This window comes from Microcoleus sp. N3A4, assembly GCF_036701805.1.
In the GTDB taxonomy this organism is placed as follows: Bacteria; Cyanobacteriota; Cyanobacteriia; order Cyanobacteriales; family Microcoleaceae; genus Microcoleus.
Window position 1 is genome coordinate 1 of record NZ_JAUBRJ010000041.1, and the last position, 15,888, is coordinate 15,888.

A 15,888-nucleotide genomic window follows, 5' to 3' on the forward strand; every position below is an offset into this window, starting at 1 on the left:
ACGAAAGGCTGATTCCTTGCTCCGCCTACACTTTAAGCCGTTAGGCTTTCCGTTTTCGCGGAAACGGGTCGCACATTGAGTAGGTATTCGCGCACCTCATAACCTAGTAAAGTACCTTGTTGATATTCAGTGCCTGAGATTTCCGGGTTTTCCATCTGTTGCAAATCAAACCTGACAAGCTCTTGGGAGATTGAGCTAATAGGTGCAAGTTTGAGCAATCTTTTCACCCAGGTTGAAATGGTTTCAACCCGATGTTGTAAGCTGGGTGCTAACCAGCCTTGGAAACGGGTACGGTTCAAGAACTTTGCCTTACGGTAACGAGTGTGGCGATTTCTTCGGCTCCGACGCAGCGAACGCCGTGACTCTAAGCTGGCTTTAATCGCTTGTCCACGATGTGTTAATTCAGCACCAAATATAACTTTGTTGCCTTGGACAATTGCGATACCAGTTGTTTTGGAACCTGGATCAATTTTAAGTTCTAAATTTGGGCCGATCGCATTAGATACCTCTTTCAAGATAATTGTAAACGGATACAACTTGAATACTGCCGCTTTCCCCTCTTTCAGCAACAATCTTGCTTTTGCTGGGTGAACCGGAGCTAGTGGTCTTTTGGTTGTATCTAGTACAAACGCGAAATTGGACATTTGAAAAACTCCATTTCTGGGTGATGTTAGCTTCGTCAATGTTTAAGGTCGGTAACTATCTCAAAAGCACTGGCTTAACCCTTAAACCTGTTTAACTTTTAAGTTCTAGTGCCGAAAACTAGCTTCGCATTTTCGGGTAGGTCTTTTAACACTTGCCTTAAACGTAGTGAATATGAACTCCACTTAGACTGGTCAACTAGGCTTTTTCAAGCCCCCACTATATCGGTACCCCGATTAGTGGTGGGTGATTGACATAGCATTTCTGCAAGCGATGAAGTATCTTTCATTTTAATTGTGCTGCTATTCGGGCTATAATTCGCGAACATTGCCTTTTTTTCCGTGTTAAAATAAAGTCAATTGCCCTTCAATTTTTGACTTATCTTTTGGTGACTTAGCTGTTACCATTTCTGTCGGTAAATCTGCATCAGCGCTTTTATCTTGGGACAATTTACGTTTGCCCCAGCCTTGAGATGCTGCATGGCGGACAACGCTTTTCCTAATTGCTCTAGCTAGATGGTAATAATCATTTTGGATGCTGTCAAAGTTCACGGCTGAAAATTCAGCTAATTCGGACAAGTTGTAACCATTTGGTAGCCGATTATGTCTTGTCAATGTGTCTTGTGCTGCCCACATATAGACGTTGTAATAACTGTGGTGCAGAGGAGCTTCAAATGTAGCTCCCATCATATAAGCCACGACTTCTGTGGAAGTGCAGTAATTCCCTACAATTCTGTTGCTGTGCTCCTCTACAATCAAATCGAGCCTATCGGATAAGCAAGCCGTTTTCAACCAGTCAGGTATGCTTTCTGACCAGGGGGTTTTGTGTAAAACTAATGGGCCTGCATAATAACGTAAAAGGGGAAGGGGAATTCCGGTCAATTCCAGTAGCACGGCTATTAAGTCGCGGTGCATACCTATCTGGGCTAATAGCTTCAGCTTTTCCAAAATGCCGGACTGAGGTTTTACAGGGTGAGTGGTAATTTCTTCAAGTAATTCGGGCGTTAACAGATTTAGCTGAGTCATATCTTTTTGAAGGATAATTATGGGACAAATGAAGGTCAGAAAAATCGCGTAGCGAATTCAGTTACAGGGATTTGCGCCGTCTGTTGGGCAAACAATTCGGCAGAGATACGCGCCTCTATATTTCTGAGTAATTTTTACCCACCTTGCTGGATGGAAGGCGGGCGAAATTAAGAGCAATGCCAGCGCTATATTTTATTTCGTGCAATAGCAGTAGGTCTTGGTTGTTTGCAGATAGACTAAGGCGCCGTAGCCTATCCGCCGATAGGCGGTAGTTTAATTACGACTATCGGATGAAACCCCCACTCGTTATCCCTAGCTATGCTGAATTGTTGATTCTTACTACTTTGTAGCTACAGGATTTATGAACGAGCAAAACAATATCTATGGCAATGAACCCGGTTACAGCGCTGATGGCTATGCTGTTAGCGGCTATGAAAGTAACCCGTGCGAGTCCTCCCTTAACGGATATCAAAGCAACGGTTATAGCAGTCAGCAAACAGAGGGGTACGGGGCTCCCGACTACTTTGCTGATGGCTATCGAGAAAACGTTTTTGAAGGCGATTTGAATTTAGCAGATACTCCGTGGACGGAGACGGCTGCTAACCCTAACCCTTATTTTGAGGGAGGGGTAAATGACGCTAATTCCTATCAAAATCAAACAGTTACTTCTCATTTCGACGGCGGTGACTTAGAGCTGTAGTGTTTTACGCCGAGGCTGCTCCATGTAAAGCCTCGGTAGGCTGCTTCATTTATTTTAAGAAGCGCAATTGCAGCCTCATCAAGTTCGGTGGGTTCCTTTCTCCCACTTAATTGCTTAACTTTTGTACAGTATCCTCAACCAATAACCAAAGTTTTTTGCACAAACATGAGAAGAATATTATCAACAAGATTCTGGCAATTATCAGTATCGTTATTCTCTCTAGTCTTAATAGTTTCCCTTTTGTTTGAGCAACCAATATTTGCTATGGCACGAACCCCTGCTGATACAACTGAAATGCCAACCAAAATTTTAGAAATACCAGGGATGGACAGGCAAGGAAATCCTACTTCAGTTAACGCCCTCTTGCCAGATTGGACACAAATTTCTTTTTCTCAAATGCCACCCATCAGTCAATCGGGAAGCCTTTCAGCGGGAGAGTACAAGCAGGCAGTTGGCTATGATTTGAGCCGAAGTTGGACAGCAGGGCAAACTCCTGACCAGTACATCATGTTGGGCGATATCAGCCCAGCTTTGCAACCAGAATTGTTATCCTTTGGTTTTGTCACACAGCAAGCTGGTCTGAATTTAGATAGCGTAGCTTTAAGCGCATTTACTTTAGTTGCCAAGCAATCGTTAAATCAGTTAGTTCAGGCTATCCCTCTTCTCGGTCAATTTAAAGTCGCAGAGATTGCGCCGGTGGCGGGACTGCTAGCAACAAAAGCTGCTGGCATTGATGTAGCCGATCGCACTCTAGAGCTGGTTCTCAGTTCCAATCCACAATTAGGTCAGTTGAAACTGGGAGAAATTGACCTGTCTCAGTATTCAATATCTTCGATTCCGAACTTAAGCAGCGCTCAACTTGGCGCGTTTTCAGATTGGCAAACAACCTTAATTAAAGACGTACCTGGGCTGAATGCTTTACCTCTGTCTAGTTTTCCCAATCCAATAGCAGAATTAGGCAATTTAGTAATGAGAATTGATGCGGTTTATGGTCCCGCCGAGCGACGGCGAACTAAGACGATATCAGGCTCAGACGTTCAGGGATTCTCAGTTAACTGCCAAGAAAATGATTGCGCTTACATCGAACTAGACGATTTGGAAAATTCAGGTCGGAACGCTCGCGGTTCGCTGGAAGGCAAGCAATGGATTAGCGGTAAGTACCAGGAAGTCGAGGGCGGATCGGGCTGTCTTAAAGGTGTCAACGGCGGCAAGGAACCGACGGGAAGATTGCCTTTTGGCAGCGCTTTTAAGGTAGTGGTCATGGAACCGGACGAGCGAACCGATACCGTTGATACTGCTCTATTCTTCCGATTTTGTTCGCCTTGCGGCTGCTCTCCTTATTTCATTGGCCCAGTACCTTTCTTCACCTATCGGGTTAATTCTCCCATTTTCGTTGGGGCGCTGGGATCGTCCTCTGGCGGCTCTTCCTCTGTACCAACTGCGGCAGTTCGCGACGGAGTATCTTCTCCTGTTACAAAAGGCGTAACTACAGCAGCTAATATTAATGTTCCTTGCCCTCCGGGTAGCACCGCACCAGCGCCCGTGTCAGTTGGCAATGTTCAAGGAGTCAATGTTCCCGCTTTGTCGGAAGCGATCGCCAATATCGAAAGTAGCGGTTCTTATGAGACTGTCGGCGTTCATGTTTGCGCTGATGGTGGCAATAATTGCGGGGTTCCGTTGGGCAAGTACCAGTTTATGAGCTACAACGAGTACGCTGCTAGTTCAATTTCATCTAAACCAGAAGGTGAGCAATTTTTAGCCAAGTTACAAGGGGGTTATCAACCCACTCAAGCAGAACTTTTTCAATTTTTTCCACCTGCCGATCAAGAAACTGTTTTTGCTCAAAGTATCGCTTCTAAGCTGAATGCTACCTCTCAAGAAAAAGACCCTACTACTGGAAGTCTTTTTAGTGGCGATCGCCTGATTGAGCGAGTAGCTCAAAAGCATTTTGGAGGCGATTATTCCAAAGTTGATGGCGGGGCAACGGATACATTCGGTCGTTTAACTCTCTTAAGTTACGGACAGGATGTTTTGAAGCGTTATCGAGGGGGAAGTACAACAGTCGCGGGGTCGAATACTGCTGCTTGCGTTCCTACCTCTAGTGCGGCGCAATCCTCTAATTCTGCGAGTGCTACCCCCGGCGGTCAATCCACGGGTCAGTATATCAAACCTGCGAATGGGCCTGTAACCAGCCGCTTTGGGATGCGAACTCGTCCGGTTTCCGGCGTGCGGAAAACCTACAGTGGGATTGCCATTGCCGGCTCAATGGGAAGTCCGGTAAAAGCTGTTGGCGGCGGCGTTGTCAAGACAGCGGTGTCTAACTGCCAGGAAGGGTTACAGAACTGCGGCGGTGGCTACGGCAACTGGATCGAAATTGAGCACGGCAACGGTCGCACAACTCGGTATGCTCATCTGCGCGAAGGTTCAGTGAAAGTCAAAGTTGGCGATCGCATTTCTCAAGGTCAGGTCATAGGCGGACTAGGCAGCACTGGGACAACGGCAGACCCTAGCTTGCACTTTGAAACCCGCATTAATGGAACGGCTGTTAACCCATCTCAAGAAGGAATTTGAATTAAACGGAGATGTTCTGCACCATGATTTCCTTGAAAAAACGGACAATTATGTTGAAATTTACCTGGGGCTTGCTAACAGCTTTTTTGGTTTATTTGTCGAGCAGTTTATTCACCCATCCCCCAGCTTTTAGCCAGCCGACTCGGAACGCTGATTTCCCTTCAGCTTGCCTTCCTGTTGGTCTAGGGACTCTCAGGACAGAGTTTGTAACTGAAGTAACAGATGGCCGCACTCAATATCGCTTGTTCGATGCCTATTTGCAGGGAGATGCCGTGCCATTTTCTGTATTGGTTTCTCTCCAAGAGACGCAGTGTAGCTTGCTTTATTCCAACCCAACGAACGATCTTTATCCTTACAGCCGTGCGGTCAAGCTATCAGTAGCCAAACAAATCGCTCTGGGAGAATTGCGCTACTCTATCAACAAGGCAGGGAGTATTGATAAGTTTCGCTCTACTTTGCAGCCCAATTTTGGAGATCCCGGTTGGCAATTTTCGGAAGAGGAACTTTGGGCATTTAAGCAGGTGGGTATTACTGTTCCTTCACTTAGTAAAACCAGTCCAAAGAAGTGATACCAATACTAAATCAGATGAAGGTAATAGTCCTACAAGCAACCATAAAACCTTTGCTCAAAGTGAATTTAGTAAATCTGCAAGCTGTCTGTCATAACGAGATTTGGTATGACATCTACTTATAAATAATTCATGGAGGTCAAATCGATGTTTAGCAAAAATCAACAACTAACTTCGGGTTCAGAACAAATAGGGACTTCGCCCATCATAGCTGCCAATAAAAAATTATTACTATTTTCTCAACCTTCTCATAAAGAACTCCAAAACCCGGCTTCTAATTCCCTAAATAATTCTCAGCCCAGAGTATCATCGTTTTTATTTATTGGGCGGTGGTTCCGCTTTGGAGTCATCTTGTTCTTGCTGTTATCAATGTTGTTAGGAACTGCTGGTTGTACCGCCAGTGCTACAACGATTTCTTGGACACCTGCTACTAGATTCATCCCTGTTGAAACTGTTCAAACCATAGTTGCTGAAAATTCTGAGCTTAACCCCCAAGATTCAGCATCAAATGTGTTAGCCTGGACTGTAAATGGGCAAGCAGGCAGGTTAGTTATTTTTAATTTTAACAGTCCTGGAGTTTGCGGTGCGGAAGGTTGCTTATACGCGGCGTATTTATTCAAGAACAATGCTCCTCCTAATCGTGTATTTGCTAGTTACTTAAATCCCAATTTGCCACCGAAAAGACCGCTAATTCAAGCAGTAAGCGACCCATCAAAAACCTCTGATTTGCCTTGTTTGCAAGTACAGCAGCAGTCAAAAACTGGTATTCGGCAGTTATCTTTTTGCTTCAACGGCCACCAGTACCAGTTAGCTAACAGTTCTTTGATTGAACTTCCTTATCAAAAGAAATAGGCGATTTTAAAGTTTGAGCTTGCTCATCTGTTCACGCTCACCTATTTTGTACCCAATGCGGTTCAGTTAAAGTTGGTAATTGGCATGATTTTCAATAATTGAATGCAAGAATTAGTCTTTCAGCATTACAAAAGTTGAAATTTTTTAACTGAACCGTATTGGGTCTGTACCAATAAAAAAATGCCTCGCTCCTTAACTGGATATGAGGCACTTCTTGAAAAGAAACTAGCCGAGGCTGTTAATCATCTTCTTCCGAATCAAATTCATCCTCAAACTCATCTTCTTCATCTAAGTCGTCGAAATCATCCTCTTCCTCTATTACTTCAGTAGCAATTTTACGAAGAGATTTATGATTCCCACTCTGCTTTTTCCCATTTTCTATTTTCTTAACAACGGGTGGTAGCACTTGAATTTGTGGTTCTGCTGTACCCGGTAATGCAGGAGTTTCAGTGAATCCAGCAATGGTATCATGCAGTCCCCAAATCACATTTTTATGCTGCGGCCGTCCCAGATAAAGTAAGGGAAAATTATCAGCAGTTGGCTTGGTATAGTTAACAGTTTTGCAGCAGTAGCTCTTATTAGAACCTTCGCCTTCTTTAACTCCTTTGAACTGAACTTCTAAGATACCGAGGCTTCGCCATTTATCGGTTTTCCCGCTGAAAGGAATTTGGAAATAGTCGGCGAATGCTTTTTCCAACAAACGGTAGAATTCGTCTCTGGCTGCTTTAAAGCTCCAAAGTGCGACATTCTTAAATCTGACGACAATAGGCGTGCTGTGTCTGGGACGATTGTTTTCATCTAAAAAGACAACGGCGTGTTCGCTGACAACATCCATTATCTTTTTATCAAGTTGAGCTTTATACTCTTCATACAGCCCGACCATTGCACCGCCTAAATTAGCAACGTCATTCTTGTAACGAATGTATTCAGGGACAAATCCCAGCACGCATAAGTGGCATTTAGAGAGTAGCAGACCTGTAACATCTTCTGTTAGTCCAATTGTAGTCATTTCCTCTTCTGTTGGCATAACGAACCAATTCGCTTTTTCTAGCTGATCCTCTGGAATTAATATTCCTGCCACTTGTTCATTAACAACAATCCCATAGGGCAGAATTGGTCGCCTTACTTGATTGTGACCGGGTTCTAGGAGTTCGGGGTCAATTTCAAAATCGAGGTCTTCTGACTGAAGTGGGATTGTGCCTTCAGTCATTCCTGCGTTATTTGAGCTTTTTGCTTTAGCTTTGCTATTGGTTTTAACCATTCTAAAAGTTTGTGACATTGCAGTTCTTGCAAGGCGGTAGCCTTACCTTTAAGAAGGGTAAGAAGTAGCACAGTTAAGCCTAGTAATTTTGTCAAATAAATTAAAGGGTCATAAAAATAATAACTGGTAGTACAGAACTACCGAATCGTGAGGAAAACTAATTAAGTGTGCAAAAAAAATAACGATTGTGAAAGCGCTCGCGCAGCTTCAGCAATTTCTGAAGTTGCGCTATTATCAGAATCAAGCACTCACAATGCTTTTAATTTCCTCGCTGCCAATATTGGGCGCGATCGACGCTCGGTAAAGTGTTTATTCCTATTGTCCGCAGTAGAGGCAGTCCTTCTACAAAGTTGATGGCTCCTTTCAAACCCGCGATCGCGTACAAAGAAGCTGCATCTGCTCTTTCGGATGGGCTAGCATTGGCTTCTTCTAACAACTTGATTAGATATTCAGGAACCTGTACGAGAGAGCCATCAATACAGGCGAGGGGGACAAATTTAGTATCGGGAGCTAGGACTTTTGGCTTCAGAAATGGCAGTTCGCGCTGGAAAGTTTTTGGAGTACGGCGACTGTTTGTTACAGGCGATCGTTCTGATTTGCGCCTATGCCACCGCTTGGCTCGGTAAAAACTCCCTTTCAGTAACGGGGGCTGGCTTACCATCAGTACAGCTTCGTGGAAGGGAAAATTCATCTGTTCTCCTTCCTGAATTTTCACCTCTTCTAATTTAGATTTTGTCAACCAGTCAGGCGCAAGCGGACAGTGAGGGTAAGACACGACTTTACAGTTGTAGGTTAAGTCGGAAAGCAATTTGCCCGTTCTGGATAGTCTGGCGTTAAGATAATGCCACTTTAATCCAGGTAGATAGGCTCCTGAATATTTTACTTCAACGGTTCCCATGTAGATCCATTCTGTACGTTCTAAAGTTAGCGAGATGTCGCCTCTTCCTAGTTTGATGGTGCTGCGTTTTAAAAATTCATAGTCCGGGTGTCTCTTCAAAAGCTCTGACAGCCACTCTTTTTGTTTCTTGTTCACGGTAAGAATATTTTTTAATAATTTTGCTTCCTATCCTGTTGACTGCGCTAGCAGGGATAATATCAAGTGCTGGTTGCTTTATACCGAAAGTTAGAACTGTGGGCTGTAATTGCTCGTTCCCAAGACTGAACTAACACTGAGTAATTTTGATTTAAGCTTACTTGTCTGGCAACAGTAAGTTGTAGCTACAAGTCAGGTCAGATTTAATTGCTCTTGCGACCAACTTTTGCATTCAAATACATACTTATGAATTTTGAGATTAAATTTTTGATAGCACAGGCTAACTCTACTCCAGTTCTCGCTCAAACCCAGAGGAGAACCCAGCAACCCACACCTCTATCATCAATCGACTTAGGCGGTCTCTTCCAACAATACAATAACCCGGATGGATATCTAACAATAGGAGCACTGATATTCCTCCTCTTACTGTCTCGATTTCTGGGAAATGGAAAGGGCAAAATTACCACTGGCAAAGTGTGCGGAACTTCCGAAAAGATGGCAGCCACTCAGCTTGCGTTGAAACAAATTAAGGAACGCAAGCATAATAAAGTTACGCTCTGGTGTGGCAGTCCTCGCTATTGGTGGAAGGGGAAAAAACTTAGAGGTTTTGTTACCACTATTCAGACAGCTTTGGGTTCTTCTCCCACTGTTTGGCTTCCTCATGCAGAACGGTCAACTTTAGTAATTGGAGCACCGGGATCTGGTAAAACTTTTTCGACAATTGATAGGGCGCTAGAAAGTGCAATGGTGCAAGGATTTCCGATTATTCTCTACGATAAAAAAGGAGATCAGCTCAAACTCCACGCACCTCTGGCAGCGCGGTATGGCTACCAAGTGTCGGTATTTGCACCGGGAGAACCTTATTCAGGCATCATTAATCCCCTCGACTTTATGAAGTCCCCTCAAGATTCGGTTATGGCTGGGGAAATCGGTCAGGTTATTAATAGAAATGCGAGTGCAGGCAATGGAAAAAGTGATGAGTTTTTCTCTAAAGCTGGAGACTTATTGGCTAAAGCACTCCTTCAATTAGTCAAGGGTTCTAGGTATCCAGACATGGCAATGCTCTATGCAATTTTGAGGTTGCCAAATTTGGTAAAGCGGATTGACTATGCGGTTCAATCCCGTCTAATCGATGAGTGGGTCGCTACCAGCTTCAACCAATTTTTGAGCGCTAAGGAAGCAGAAAAAACTATTTCAGGAATTCTGACGACAGCGGCCGGAACGTTCAGCAGTTTTATCCAAGCTGACCTGTTGCGAGCATTTTTGGGAAAGTCGGACATCCCAACGAAAATAGAAGGCCGACAGATGATTGTTTTCAAATTAGATGACGAGCGGCGCTCCGTCGTGGGGCCTCTGCTAGCAGCCGCGATTCACCTCCTCGTTGTGTCCAACTTAAGTCGCCCTCGGAAAGATCCACTGGTTATTTCACTCGATGAATTTCCCTCCATTCGATTGGATCGGATGCCGCAGTGGATTAACGAATATCGCTCGAATGGAGCTTGTTTCATTCTAGGAATTCAGAGTTTGGAGCAACTGTACGAAGGGTACGGAGAGAAAATGGGGGCGGCGATCGCGTCTGCTTGCAGCACTCACATTTTATTCAATCCCGGTAACACTGATACTGCAAAAAAATACTCCGATCGCTACGGAGAAAAAGAAGTTTTGCTGAAAAGCAAGTCCACCAGCCGTTCAATGGGCGGCCAATCTCAAAGCAATCAATCTATTAGTTGGAACGAGTCGCTTCAAAAAATGCCACTGTTTTCGGTGGACGAAATTTTGCGGTTCCCCCAGGGACGATGTGTAATTACGAACCCCGGCTACAGTTCCGGCGGCGAGGGGTCAATTCCTTATGCGCTGACCATACCCATTCCCAAAGCCGATTTGCAGCGGCAAAGCGAGAGCGAGGCTTTCTGGGATGCAGAGGTCAGGTTGCGGCTGGAGAGTCGGGTGCAACTTGCCAGTCTTGACCAGCTTACAGCCGCTTTGTACGATCGCATTGAGGAAGCAGAACGGATGCTGCCTCTGCCAGACGCCGGAGGTAACGTTCCATCCCAATCGCCGACGCCGCCAGCTTCAGGCAAGAAATTTGGCTCTGACCCGCTAGACTCAGTTGTCAGTAAAACTGGGCGTTCCAGGCGGGTTTTTGCCACTGGCAGTATTGGCAAGCGCTAGCGGGCGTGTGGGAGCCAATGGAAAATTTTCCATTGGTCTTGACCTGGAAGTTGGGTTCAATTCGGATTCTTCAGCCGCGATCGCATATCGCACTTAAATCTCTACCTCTGGAATTCCCTCAATGTCGAAATAAGTTAGGGGCGCGATCGCAGGCGGTGATGTTCTTCGAGCAGCAACAGGCGATCTCGCCTGTCCTGCCAGCGCGGACGCGAGCCAGTCTTTCGCCTGTGCGTGTTGCCGGCTGTCCCAACTGAGTTCGCGCCTCGTCCCCGGATGGGCGGGGTGCAGTGCTAACACGGTCAGCTTGATATTTTCTGGCGACAGCGAGAGAGATTCGGCTGCTGTCCACAATTTTACTCGGTCAGACCAATTTAATGCAGGATGGCGGATTGCCCATTCAATTAAATGGACGGATTGAGGTTCAAGAAAAGCTGCATTGGCGTTGATTTGCACGCATACATCTTTATTAAGCCTAGCGCTAAATTGAGTATCAACTAAGAATTTAGGAGGTTCCCATTCAAATACCTCTGGAAATAGCAAGCTGACTTCCATAATCCACCTATCCACTTTGGGATTCGCAAGTAGCAGGGGTTCAGTGGGGAGTTTCAAGAAAGTTTGTTTCATTATTAGTTGAAATTCCTCTTGTTTCAATTCAAGGGGAACTGTTAGTTGTGTTGGATGGGCTAGAAAACTTAGAGCGGTGAGGTTGATTAATTGCATAGGTGGGTAAGGCAGTTACAGCTTACCCAGAGGGCGCGACGCTAGTCGCCTGCACGCTGTTGATTAATAATGAGCATTTTTGTTATAAAATATTTGTAAATAACAGGATTGTTGGGAGAAAGCGTTACTAAATTATCAGAGGTATGCTGCCTCTACGCAGCATTAGTTGCAGAAACAATCAGCCTTTCCAGAAAAGCGATCGCCAGCGGATAACCCGGAGGAATTTTCCCTAAACTATAAGCCGCCTTCCGGCAAATTGCCTCACAATCAGTTGATTCTAAAATGCCTGTAAGTGTACCAACAGCTTGTGTTTCTTAATTCTTTGTAATTAACCTGATAGGTCAACTATGCCTCAAAATCTGCAATGCAAATCCTACATCGGTCAAGACTTTACAGGTAAAGACTTTAGCCACACTGATATTCGAGGGGTAAACTTCACCAACGCCACGCTGATCGATTGCAAATTCAATAACGCCAGAGGCGGACTGCAACGCCATTGGGTCATTGTGACAATGGTAGCTGCACTTGGACTATCAGCGCTCTCTGGAGTTGGCTTGGCGCAAGTTGGTATTATTACCCTAAGTACCCTGAGTAACAGATTCACTCAAGAGTTCACTCATATCCCGGCTGTAATTATTTTCGGGTCATTGGCAGTTTTCCTGGTTACAACCCTCCGGTTGGGTTTGGTATTAGGGTTGTTAGCTTTAACTGTGACAATATCTGTCGCTGTACCCATAGGCAGTATGCTAGCGCCAATTTTAGCCGGAATGGGACCTGTTGGTTTGGCGGTAGCTTGGACAATGATTGGGACTTTATCTTGTGCGATCGCCTCCGCTGTAGTTAGAGTAGTAGTCCAAAGCAGGACTCTGATTAGAGCAATGGGAATTGCTAGTTACTTGGCAAGTTTGGCAGCCGGAGTTGGGGGTTGGATCATAGCACAAGATGTAACTTTAAAAGGTCAAGGAGCTATAGCTAAATCACTCGATGTGGCTGGGAATGAGAGTCTTGTAGCTAAAGTAGCGGCTGTAGCAATAGCTATAGGTATAGTTTTGTTAGGACGCTATGCAGGTTTGAAAGCGGTGGCGACTGATGAAAAGTTTGCTTTGGTTCGTATAATTGCCGTAGCTTTAGCCGCCACAGGAGGAACTAGCTTTCGCAGTGCAAATTTGACAGATGCCGATTTCAGTGGAGCGACTCTGAAAAATACGGATTTAAGAGAGGCTAACCTCACCCGTACCCGTTGGGTGAGAACCAGACAACTTGACTATGCTCGGGTTGGCACCAGTTATCTTGGAGATACCGAACTGCGACAGTTAGTAATTACAGTAGAGGGAGAAGGTAAAAATTTTGATGGCAAAAACTTACAAAATCTCAACTTGTCTCAAGCTAATTTAAAAAGTGCTAGCTTGATTGGAGCAAATTTGGTAAACGTCAACTTAAAGGGTGCTGATTTAGCCAAAGCCAAATTAGTGCAAACACAGCTTGCAAATGCCGATTTAACCTTAGCTTGTTTGACGGGTGCCTGCATCCAAGGTTGGGGAATTACAACTACAACAAAATTGGATAGTGTAGATTGCAAGTATATCTATATGCGATCGCCTACAGAAGACGACCCCGACCCTTATCGCAAGCCAGATAACAGACAGGAGGAATTTGCACCAGGAGAGTTCGTGGATTTTATAGCTCCTCTGATTAAGACCCTTGACCTGTACCACAATCAAAGTGTTGACCCCCGTGCCGTAGCAGTGGCTTTCAAACATTTAGTTGAAAACAATCCAGCAGCAGAGTTAGAACTCTTAGCGATGGAAAAGAGAGGTAAAGATAAATTTTTACTCAAAGTCAAAACTACAGCGTCAGCGAGCCGCTCTCGATTAAGTCAGGAATATTTTAATGATTATAATCAGCTTAGAACTTTACCGCGAAACAATCCGCGCTTATTAATTTCAGAATTAGATGAAAAGTTCCGTAGCTTAGAAACGATGTTTGTAGGCTTACCAACAAGTTTACCCAAACAACTGAACAATGCCCAATACACAATTAGTCAGCTCGCTGACTTTATTGAGCCAGAAAAGCAGCGATTAAAGGAGCTATTAATTCAGTTACAAGCAGTTGCACAAACAGATACGGAATTATCAGTTGATAAGCGAACTGAGGTCTTAGAGCAATTAAAAGTCATAGCCGAAGTCGGAATGTACCCTCAAGAATGGCCCAAACAGCAAATGGAAACAGCCGTCAGAATTTTGAAAGGTATAATGGTAGAAATACCATCTACGGCAAGGTTAGTTGTAGAAGGGAAAAAAATCCTGAAGGAAATTAGCCAAATTTTTGATTTACAGTAATATCATGTCCCGTTAGATAGGGCTTGCTGAATAAGTTATGGAAAACCCCGATCGAGATTGATGAGTTAATTTCAAGCCGAGGATGACAAGCGAGAAATAAGCGTAAACCCGCCCGTTCTCAATATTATGACTAATCCACCGGGCATGATATAAGCTACCGAGCTGAAATAGCGCCACGGGAATTTTAATTAACTATTCATTAAATACCAAAGCGACAATTTGAATTACAGGAAATAACCTCTTCTTCTCTGTTTGGACTGACCAGTGTCAGATTAACTACTGTTCCCCCGATCGTACTACCAGTCAAGGGATTTCTAAAAATATGCTTGAGAAAAATATGAATATTCGACAGTTGCTTTTGAGAGCTATTTATTCTGGCAAAAGCTTGGGCTTTACAAGTACCATTATTCAGTTTAAAGATTTTGAAGCTAATAGGTTTTTGAATTCCTCTATTCTGAAAAAATCTGAGTATTACTTCTACATTTTCTCCTGAAACTGATTGACTTGATATGCCGTAGGCTGGTTCCTCTACAGATAAAAGATTACCTGTTGTTTTGTTTTCCCTAACCCAGTAGACATAGACAGGATTACTTCCCTCTGGCAAACAGTTTTGATTGAGTCGTATACCATAATGAATTTGGTTGTCATTATCATTCTTTGATATATAAAAAACGCTTGAAATATCATTTCCCCTTGAAGGTAAAACAAAAGACAAGAAGATGAGATTAGTTAAACTCAAGATGGCTAACTTATTTTGGCGCTTTAACATGGGTGAATTGATTTCGTTGTAGTTAGTAGTTAGTGACAAAAGTCGGGTTCATCTCTGGAACCTAAATGTTTGAAGTTATTCTAAATTTACATTATTCCCTAACGCCTAACAAGTGAAAAAGAGAGACAATGCTACCCTATCAAGCACCTTGGTACCTCAAAAATGGCTCAATAATGACTGTGGCGACAGACTTATGGTACGGTACTACCTGGAGGTGGTGGGGCGATCGCGTCACTTGGTTAAGATATTTGCCCAAAGTACCTTGGCAGGAACATATTTTTACTGGAGCTGAAGGAGTGCCATTATGGGGGTTGTGGAGTTGTCCCACTCACGCCAAAGGCACGATTATCCTCAATCTAGGAATCACGGCACAGGTAAAAAATGCTTGGTATGCTCATATTTTCGCCCGTAAAGCCTACAATGCAGGTTTTGCCGTGCTACTTTATGACTGGCGCGGGCACGGGCGTACCGCCGAACTTTCGCCTGTTCCTTCTTCCTACGGCTGGAGAGAAGGGGAAGACCAAGTTAATATGGCGGCACAACTGGTAGCAATGGGTTGTCCCGATCGCGTAGCTCTGGTAGGCTTTTCCATAGGAGGGCAACTGGCTTTGTGGGGACTCAAAGCAGCGATCGAACAGGATTGCCCTTTCATTTGCGGTGCGGCTGCTCTTTCTTGCCATCTAGAATCGACGCGATCGCTGGCTCATTTGAGAAGTACAACTGTAGGACGAATTATTGAACAACATTTTGTGAAAAACCTTTGTGCGGAAGCAGAGAAACGCCGTCAGCTTTTTCCCTACACCGTCAAGCCAGGTGCTGTAGAGCGCATCAAGTCGATTGATAGCTTCGATCGAGAAATAGCGATCGATTACTACGGGTTTACCAGTGTTGCTGAATACTATCAAAAAACGAGTGCTATTTATTTTTTGGATAAGCTGACACTGCCCTATCTGATCGTTTATTCTCAAGATGACCCCATGTTTGACCCAAAGCTGATTGCAGAAGTGGAACAGCTAACTGACGGCAATCCCAATGCCCATTTCATCCTGACTCAATTTGGAGGTCATACGGCTCATGTTGGCGTAAATACTGGCTCTGAGGATAATTTTTGGGGGATGAATCGGCTTCTAGAGTTTTGTGAAAGACTGCTAGATAGGGCCCTGTCTGCGTCAATAATCTATTGATATAAATTGCTTTGATGTTGCCTCAAACACAAAATTTCCTTACTTGTTAGC

At 44.3% G+C, this 15,888-nt stretch carries 12 protein-coding genes and 1 pseudogene; 7 read left to right on the forward strand and 6 right to left on the reverse strand.

All coding sequences use genetic code 11. The annotated features are described in order from the left end of the window. Positions 1–77: 77 nt before the first annotated feature. Both iscB and QUA56_RS22000 read right to left on the reverse strand, forming a co-directional pair. Positions 78–644, reverse strand: a pseudogene (gene iscB / locus QUA56_RS21995) (RNA-guided endonuclease IscB); the annotation flags it as partial. Between the two features lie 342 nt (positions 645–986). Next, positions 987–1,667 (reverse strand): hypothetical protein, encoded by a 681-nt coding sequence (locus tag QUA56_RS22000; protein ID WP_015211652.1) that lies wholly within the window; start codon positions 1,665–1,667, stop codon positions 987–989. A gap of 361 nt (positions 1,668–2,028) precedes the next feature. Between QUA56_RS22000 and QUA56_RS22005 the strand changes: the two genes are divergently transcribed. From QUA56_RS22005 to QUA56_RS22020, 4 genes are all read left to right on the forward strand, one after another. Beyond that, on the forward strand, positions 2,029–2,367 hold the full coding sequence (locus QUA56_RS22005; protein ID WP_015211653.1) for a hypothetical protein: 339 nt from the start codon (positions 2,029–2,031) through the stop codon (positions 2,365–2,367). 264 nt (positions 2,368–2,631) lie between these two features. Beyond that, complete coding sequence (locus QUA56_RS22010; RefSeq protein ID WP_333361468.1) at positions 2,632–4,938, forward strand: M23 family metallopeptidase; 2,307 nt, start codon at positions 2,632–2,634, stop codon at positions 4,936–4,938. 50 nt (positions 4,939–4,988) lie between these two features. After that, the gene (locus QUA56_RS22015; RefSeq protein ID WP_333361470.1) at positions 4,989–5,507 is read left to right on the forward strand and encodes a hypothetical protein; all 519 of its coding nucleotides are present in this window, start codon (positions 4,989–4,991) and stop codon (positions 5,505–5,507) included. A gap of 147 nt (positions 5,508–5,654) precedes the next feature. After that, positions 5,655–6,359, forward strand: coding sequence for a hypothetical protein (locus QUA56_RS22020; protein ID WP_333361473.1), 705 nt, complete (start codon positions 5,655–5,657; stop codon positions 6,357–6,359). A gap of 238 nt (positions 6,360–6,597) precedes the next feature. On the opposite strand, the gene QUA56_RS22025 is transcribed toward QUA56_RS22020, so the two are convergent. Together QUA56_RS22025 and QUA56_RS22030 are read right to left on the reverse strand one after the other, a co-directional pair. After that, positions 6,598–7,638, reverse strand: a complete 1,041-nt coding sequence (locus QUA56_RS22025) for a DUF5895 domain-containing protein (protein WP_333361475.1) — start codon at positions 7,636–7,638, stop codon at positions 6,598–6,600. Positions 7,639–7,879: 241 nt separating this feature from the next. Continuing rightward, on the reverse strand, positions 7,880–8,653 hold the full coding sequence (locus QUA56_RS22030) for a hypothetical protein (protein WP_333361477.1): 774 nt from the start codon (positions 8,651–8,653) through the stop codon (positions 7,880–7,882). 246 nt (positions 8,654–8,899) lie between these two features. Between QUA56_RS22030 and QUA56_RS22035 the strand changes: the two genes are divergently transcribed. Further along, positions 8,900–10,825 carry a type IV secretion system DNA-binding domain-containing protein gene (locus tag QUA56_RS22035; protein WP_333361479.1) on the forward strand — a complete coding sequence of 642 codons (1,926 nt, stop codon included), beginning with the start codon at positions 8,900–8,902 and terminating at the stop codon, positions 10,823–10,825. 93 nt (positions 10,826–10,918) lie between these two features. Here QUA56_RS22035 and QUA56_RS22040 read toward each other — a convergent pair whose 3' ends face one another. Continuing rightward, the gene (locus tag QUA56_RS22040) at positions 10,919–11,449 is read right to left on the reverse strand and encodes a hypothetical protein (RefSeq protein WP_333361481.1); all 531 of its coding nucleotides are present in this window, start codon (positions 11,447–11,449) and stop codon (positions 10,919–10,921) included. A 443-nt stretch (positions 11,450–11,892) separates the two neighbouring features. Here QUA56_RS22040 and QUA56_RS22045 point away from each other — a divergent pair, with 443 nt between their 5' ends. Next, positions 11,893–13,884: a pentapeptide repeat-containing protein gene (locus tag QUA56_RS22045; protein ID WP_333361483.1), complete on the forward strand. Its 1,992-nt coding sequence runs from the start codon at positions 11,893–11,895 to the stop codon at positions 13,882–13,884. Between the two features lie 199 nt (positions 13,885–14,083). On the opposite strand, the gene QUA56_RS22050 is transcribed toward QUA56_RS22045, so the two are convergent. Further along, entirely contained in the window at positions 14,084–14,653 is a 570-nt protein-coding gene (locus tag QUA56_RS22050; RefSeq protein ID WP_333361485.1) for a DUF4833 domain-containing protein, read from the reverse strand. A 128-nt stretch (positions 14,654–14,781) separates the two neighbouring features. Between QUA56_RS22050 and QUA56_RS22055 the strand changes: the two genes are divergently transcribed. Then, the gene (locus QUA56_RS22055; RefSeq protein ID WP_333361487.1) at positions 14,782–15,837 is read left to right on the forward strand and encodes an alpha/beta fold hydrolase; all 1,056 of its coding nucleotides are present in this window, start codon (positions 14,782–14,784) and stop codon (positions 15,835–15,837) included. Positions 15,838–15,888 lie beyond the last annotated feature (51 nt).

Bases quoted from the DNA above. Each gene is read 5' to 3' on its own strand.
- QUA56_RS22045 (WP_333361483.1), top strand. From the start codon at position 11,893: ATGCCTCAAAATCTGCAATGCAAATCCTACATCGGTCAAGACTTTACA.
- QUA56_RS22010 (WP_333361468.1), top strand. From the start codon at position 2,632: ATGGCACGAACCCCTGCTGATACAACTGAAATGCCAACCAAAATTTTA.
- QUA56_RS22020 (WP_333361473.1), top strand. From the start codon at position 5,655: ATGTTTAGCAAAAATCAACAACTAACTTCGGGTTCAGAACAAATAGGG.
- QUA56_RS22025 (WP_333361475.1), bottom strand. From the start codon at position 7,638: ATGTCACAAACTTTTAGAATGGTTAAAACCAATAGCAAAGCTAAAGCA.
- QUA56_RS22015 (WP_333361470.1), top strand. From the start codon at position 4,989: ATGTTGAAATTTACCTGGGGCTTGCTAACAGCTTTTTTGGTTTATTTG.
- QUA56_RS22050 (WP_333361485.1), bottom strand. From the start codon at position 14,653: ATGTTAAAGCGCCAAAATAAGTTAGCCATCTTGAGTTTAACTAATCTC.
- QUA56_RS22040 (WP_333361481.1), bottom strand. From the start codon at position 11,449: ATGAAACAAACTTTCTTGAAACTCCCCACTGAACCCCTGCTACTTGCG.
- QUA56_RS22055 (WP_333361487.1), top strand. From the start codon at position 14,782: ATGCTACCCTATCAAGCACCTTGGTACCTCAAAAATGGCTCAATAATG.
- QUA56_RS22005 (WP_015211653.1), top strand. From the start codon at position 2,029: ATGAACGAGCAAAACAATATCTATGGCAATGAACCCGGTTACAGCGCT.
- QUA56_RS22000 (WP_015211652.1), bottom strand. From the start codon at position 1,667: ATGACTCAGCTAAATCTGTTAACGCCCGAATTACTTGAAGAAATTACC.
- QUA56_RS22035 (WP_333361479.1), top strand. From the start codon at position 8,900: ATGAATTTTGAGATTAAATTTTTGATAGCACAGGCTAACTCTACTCCA.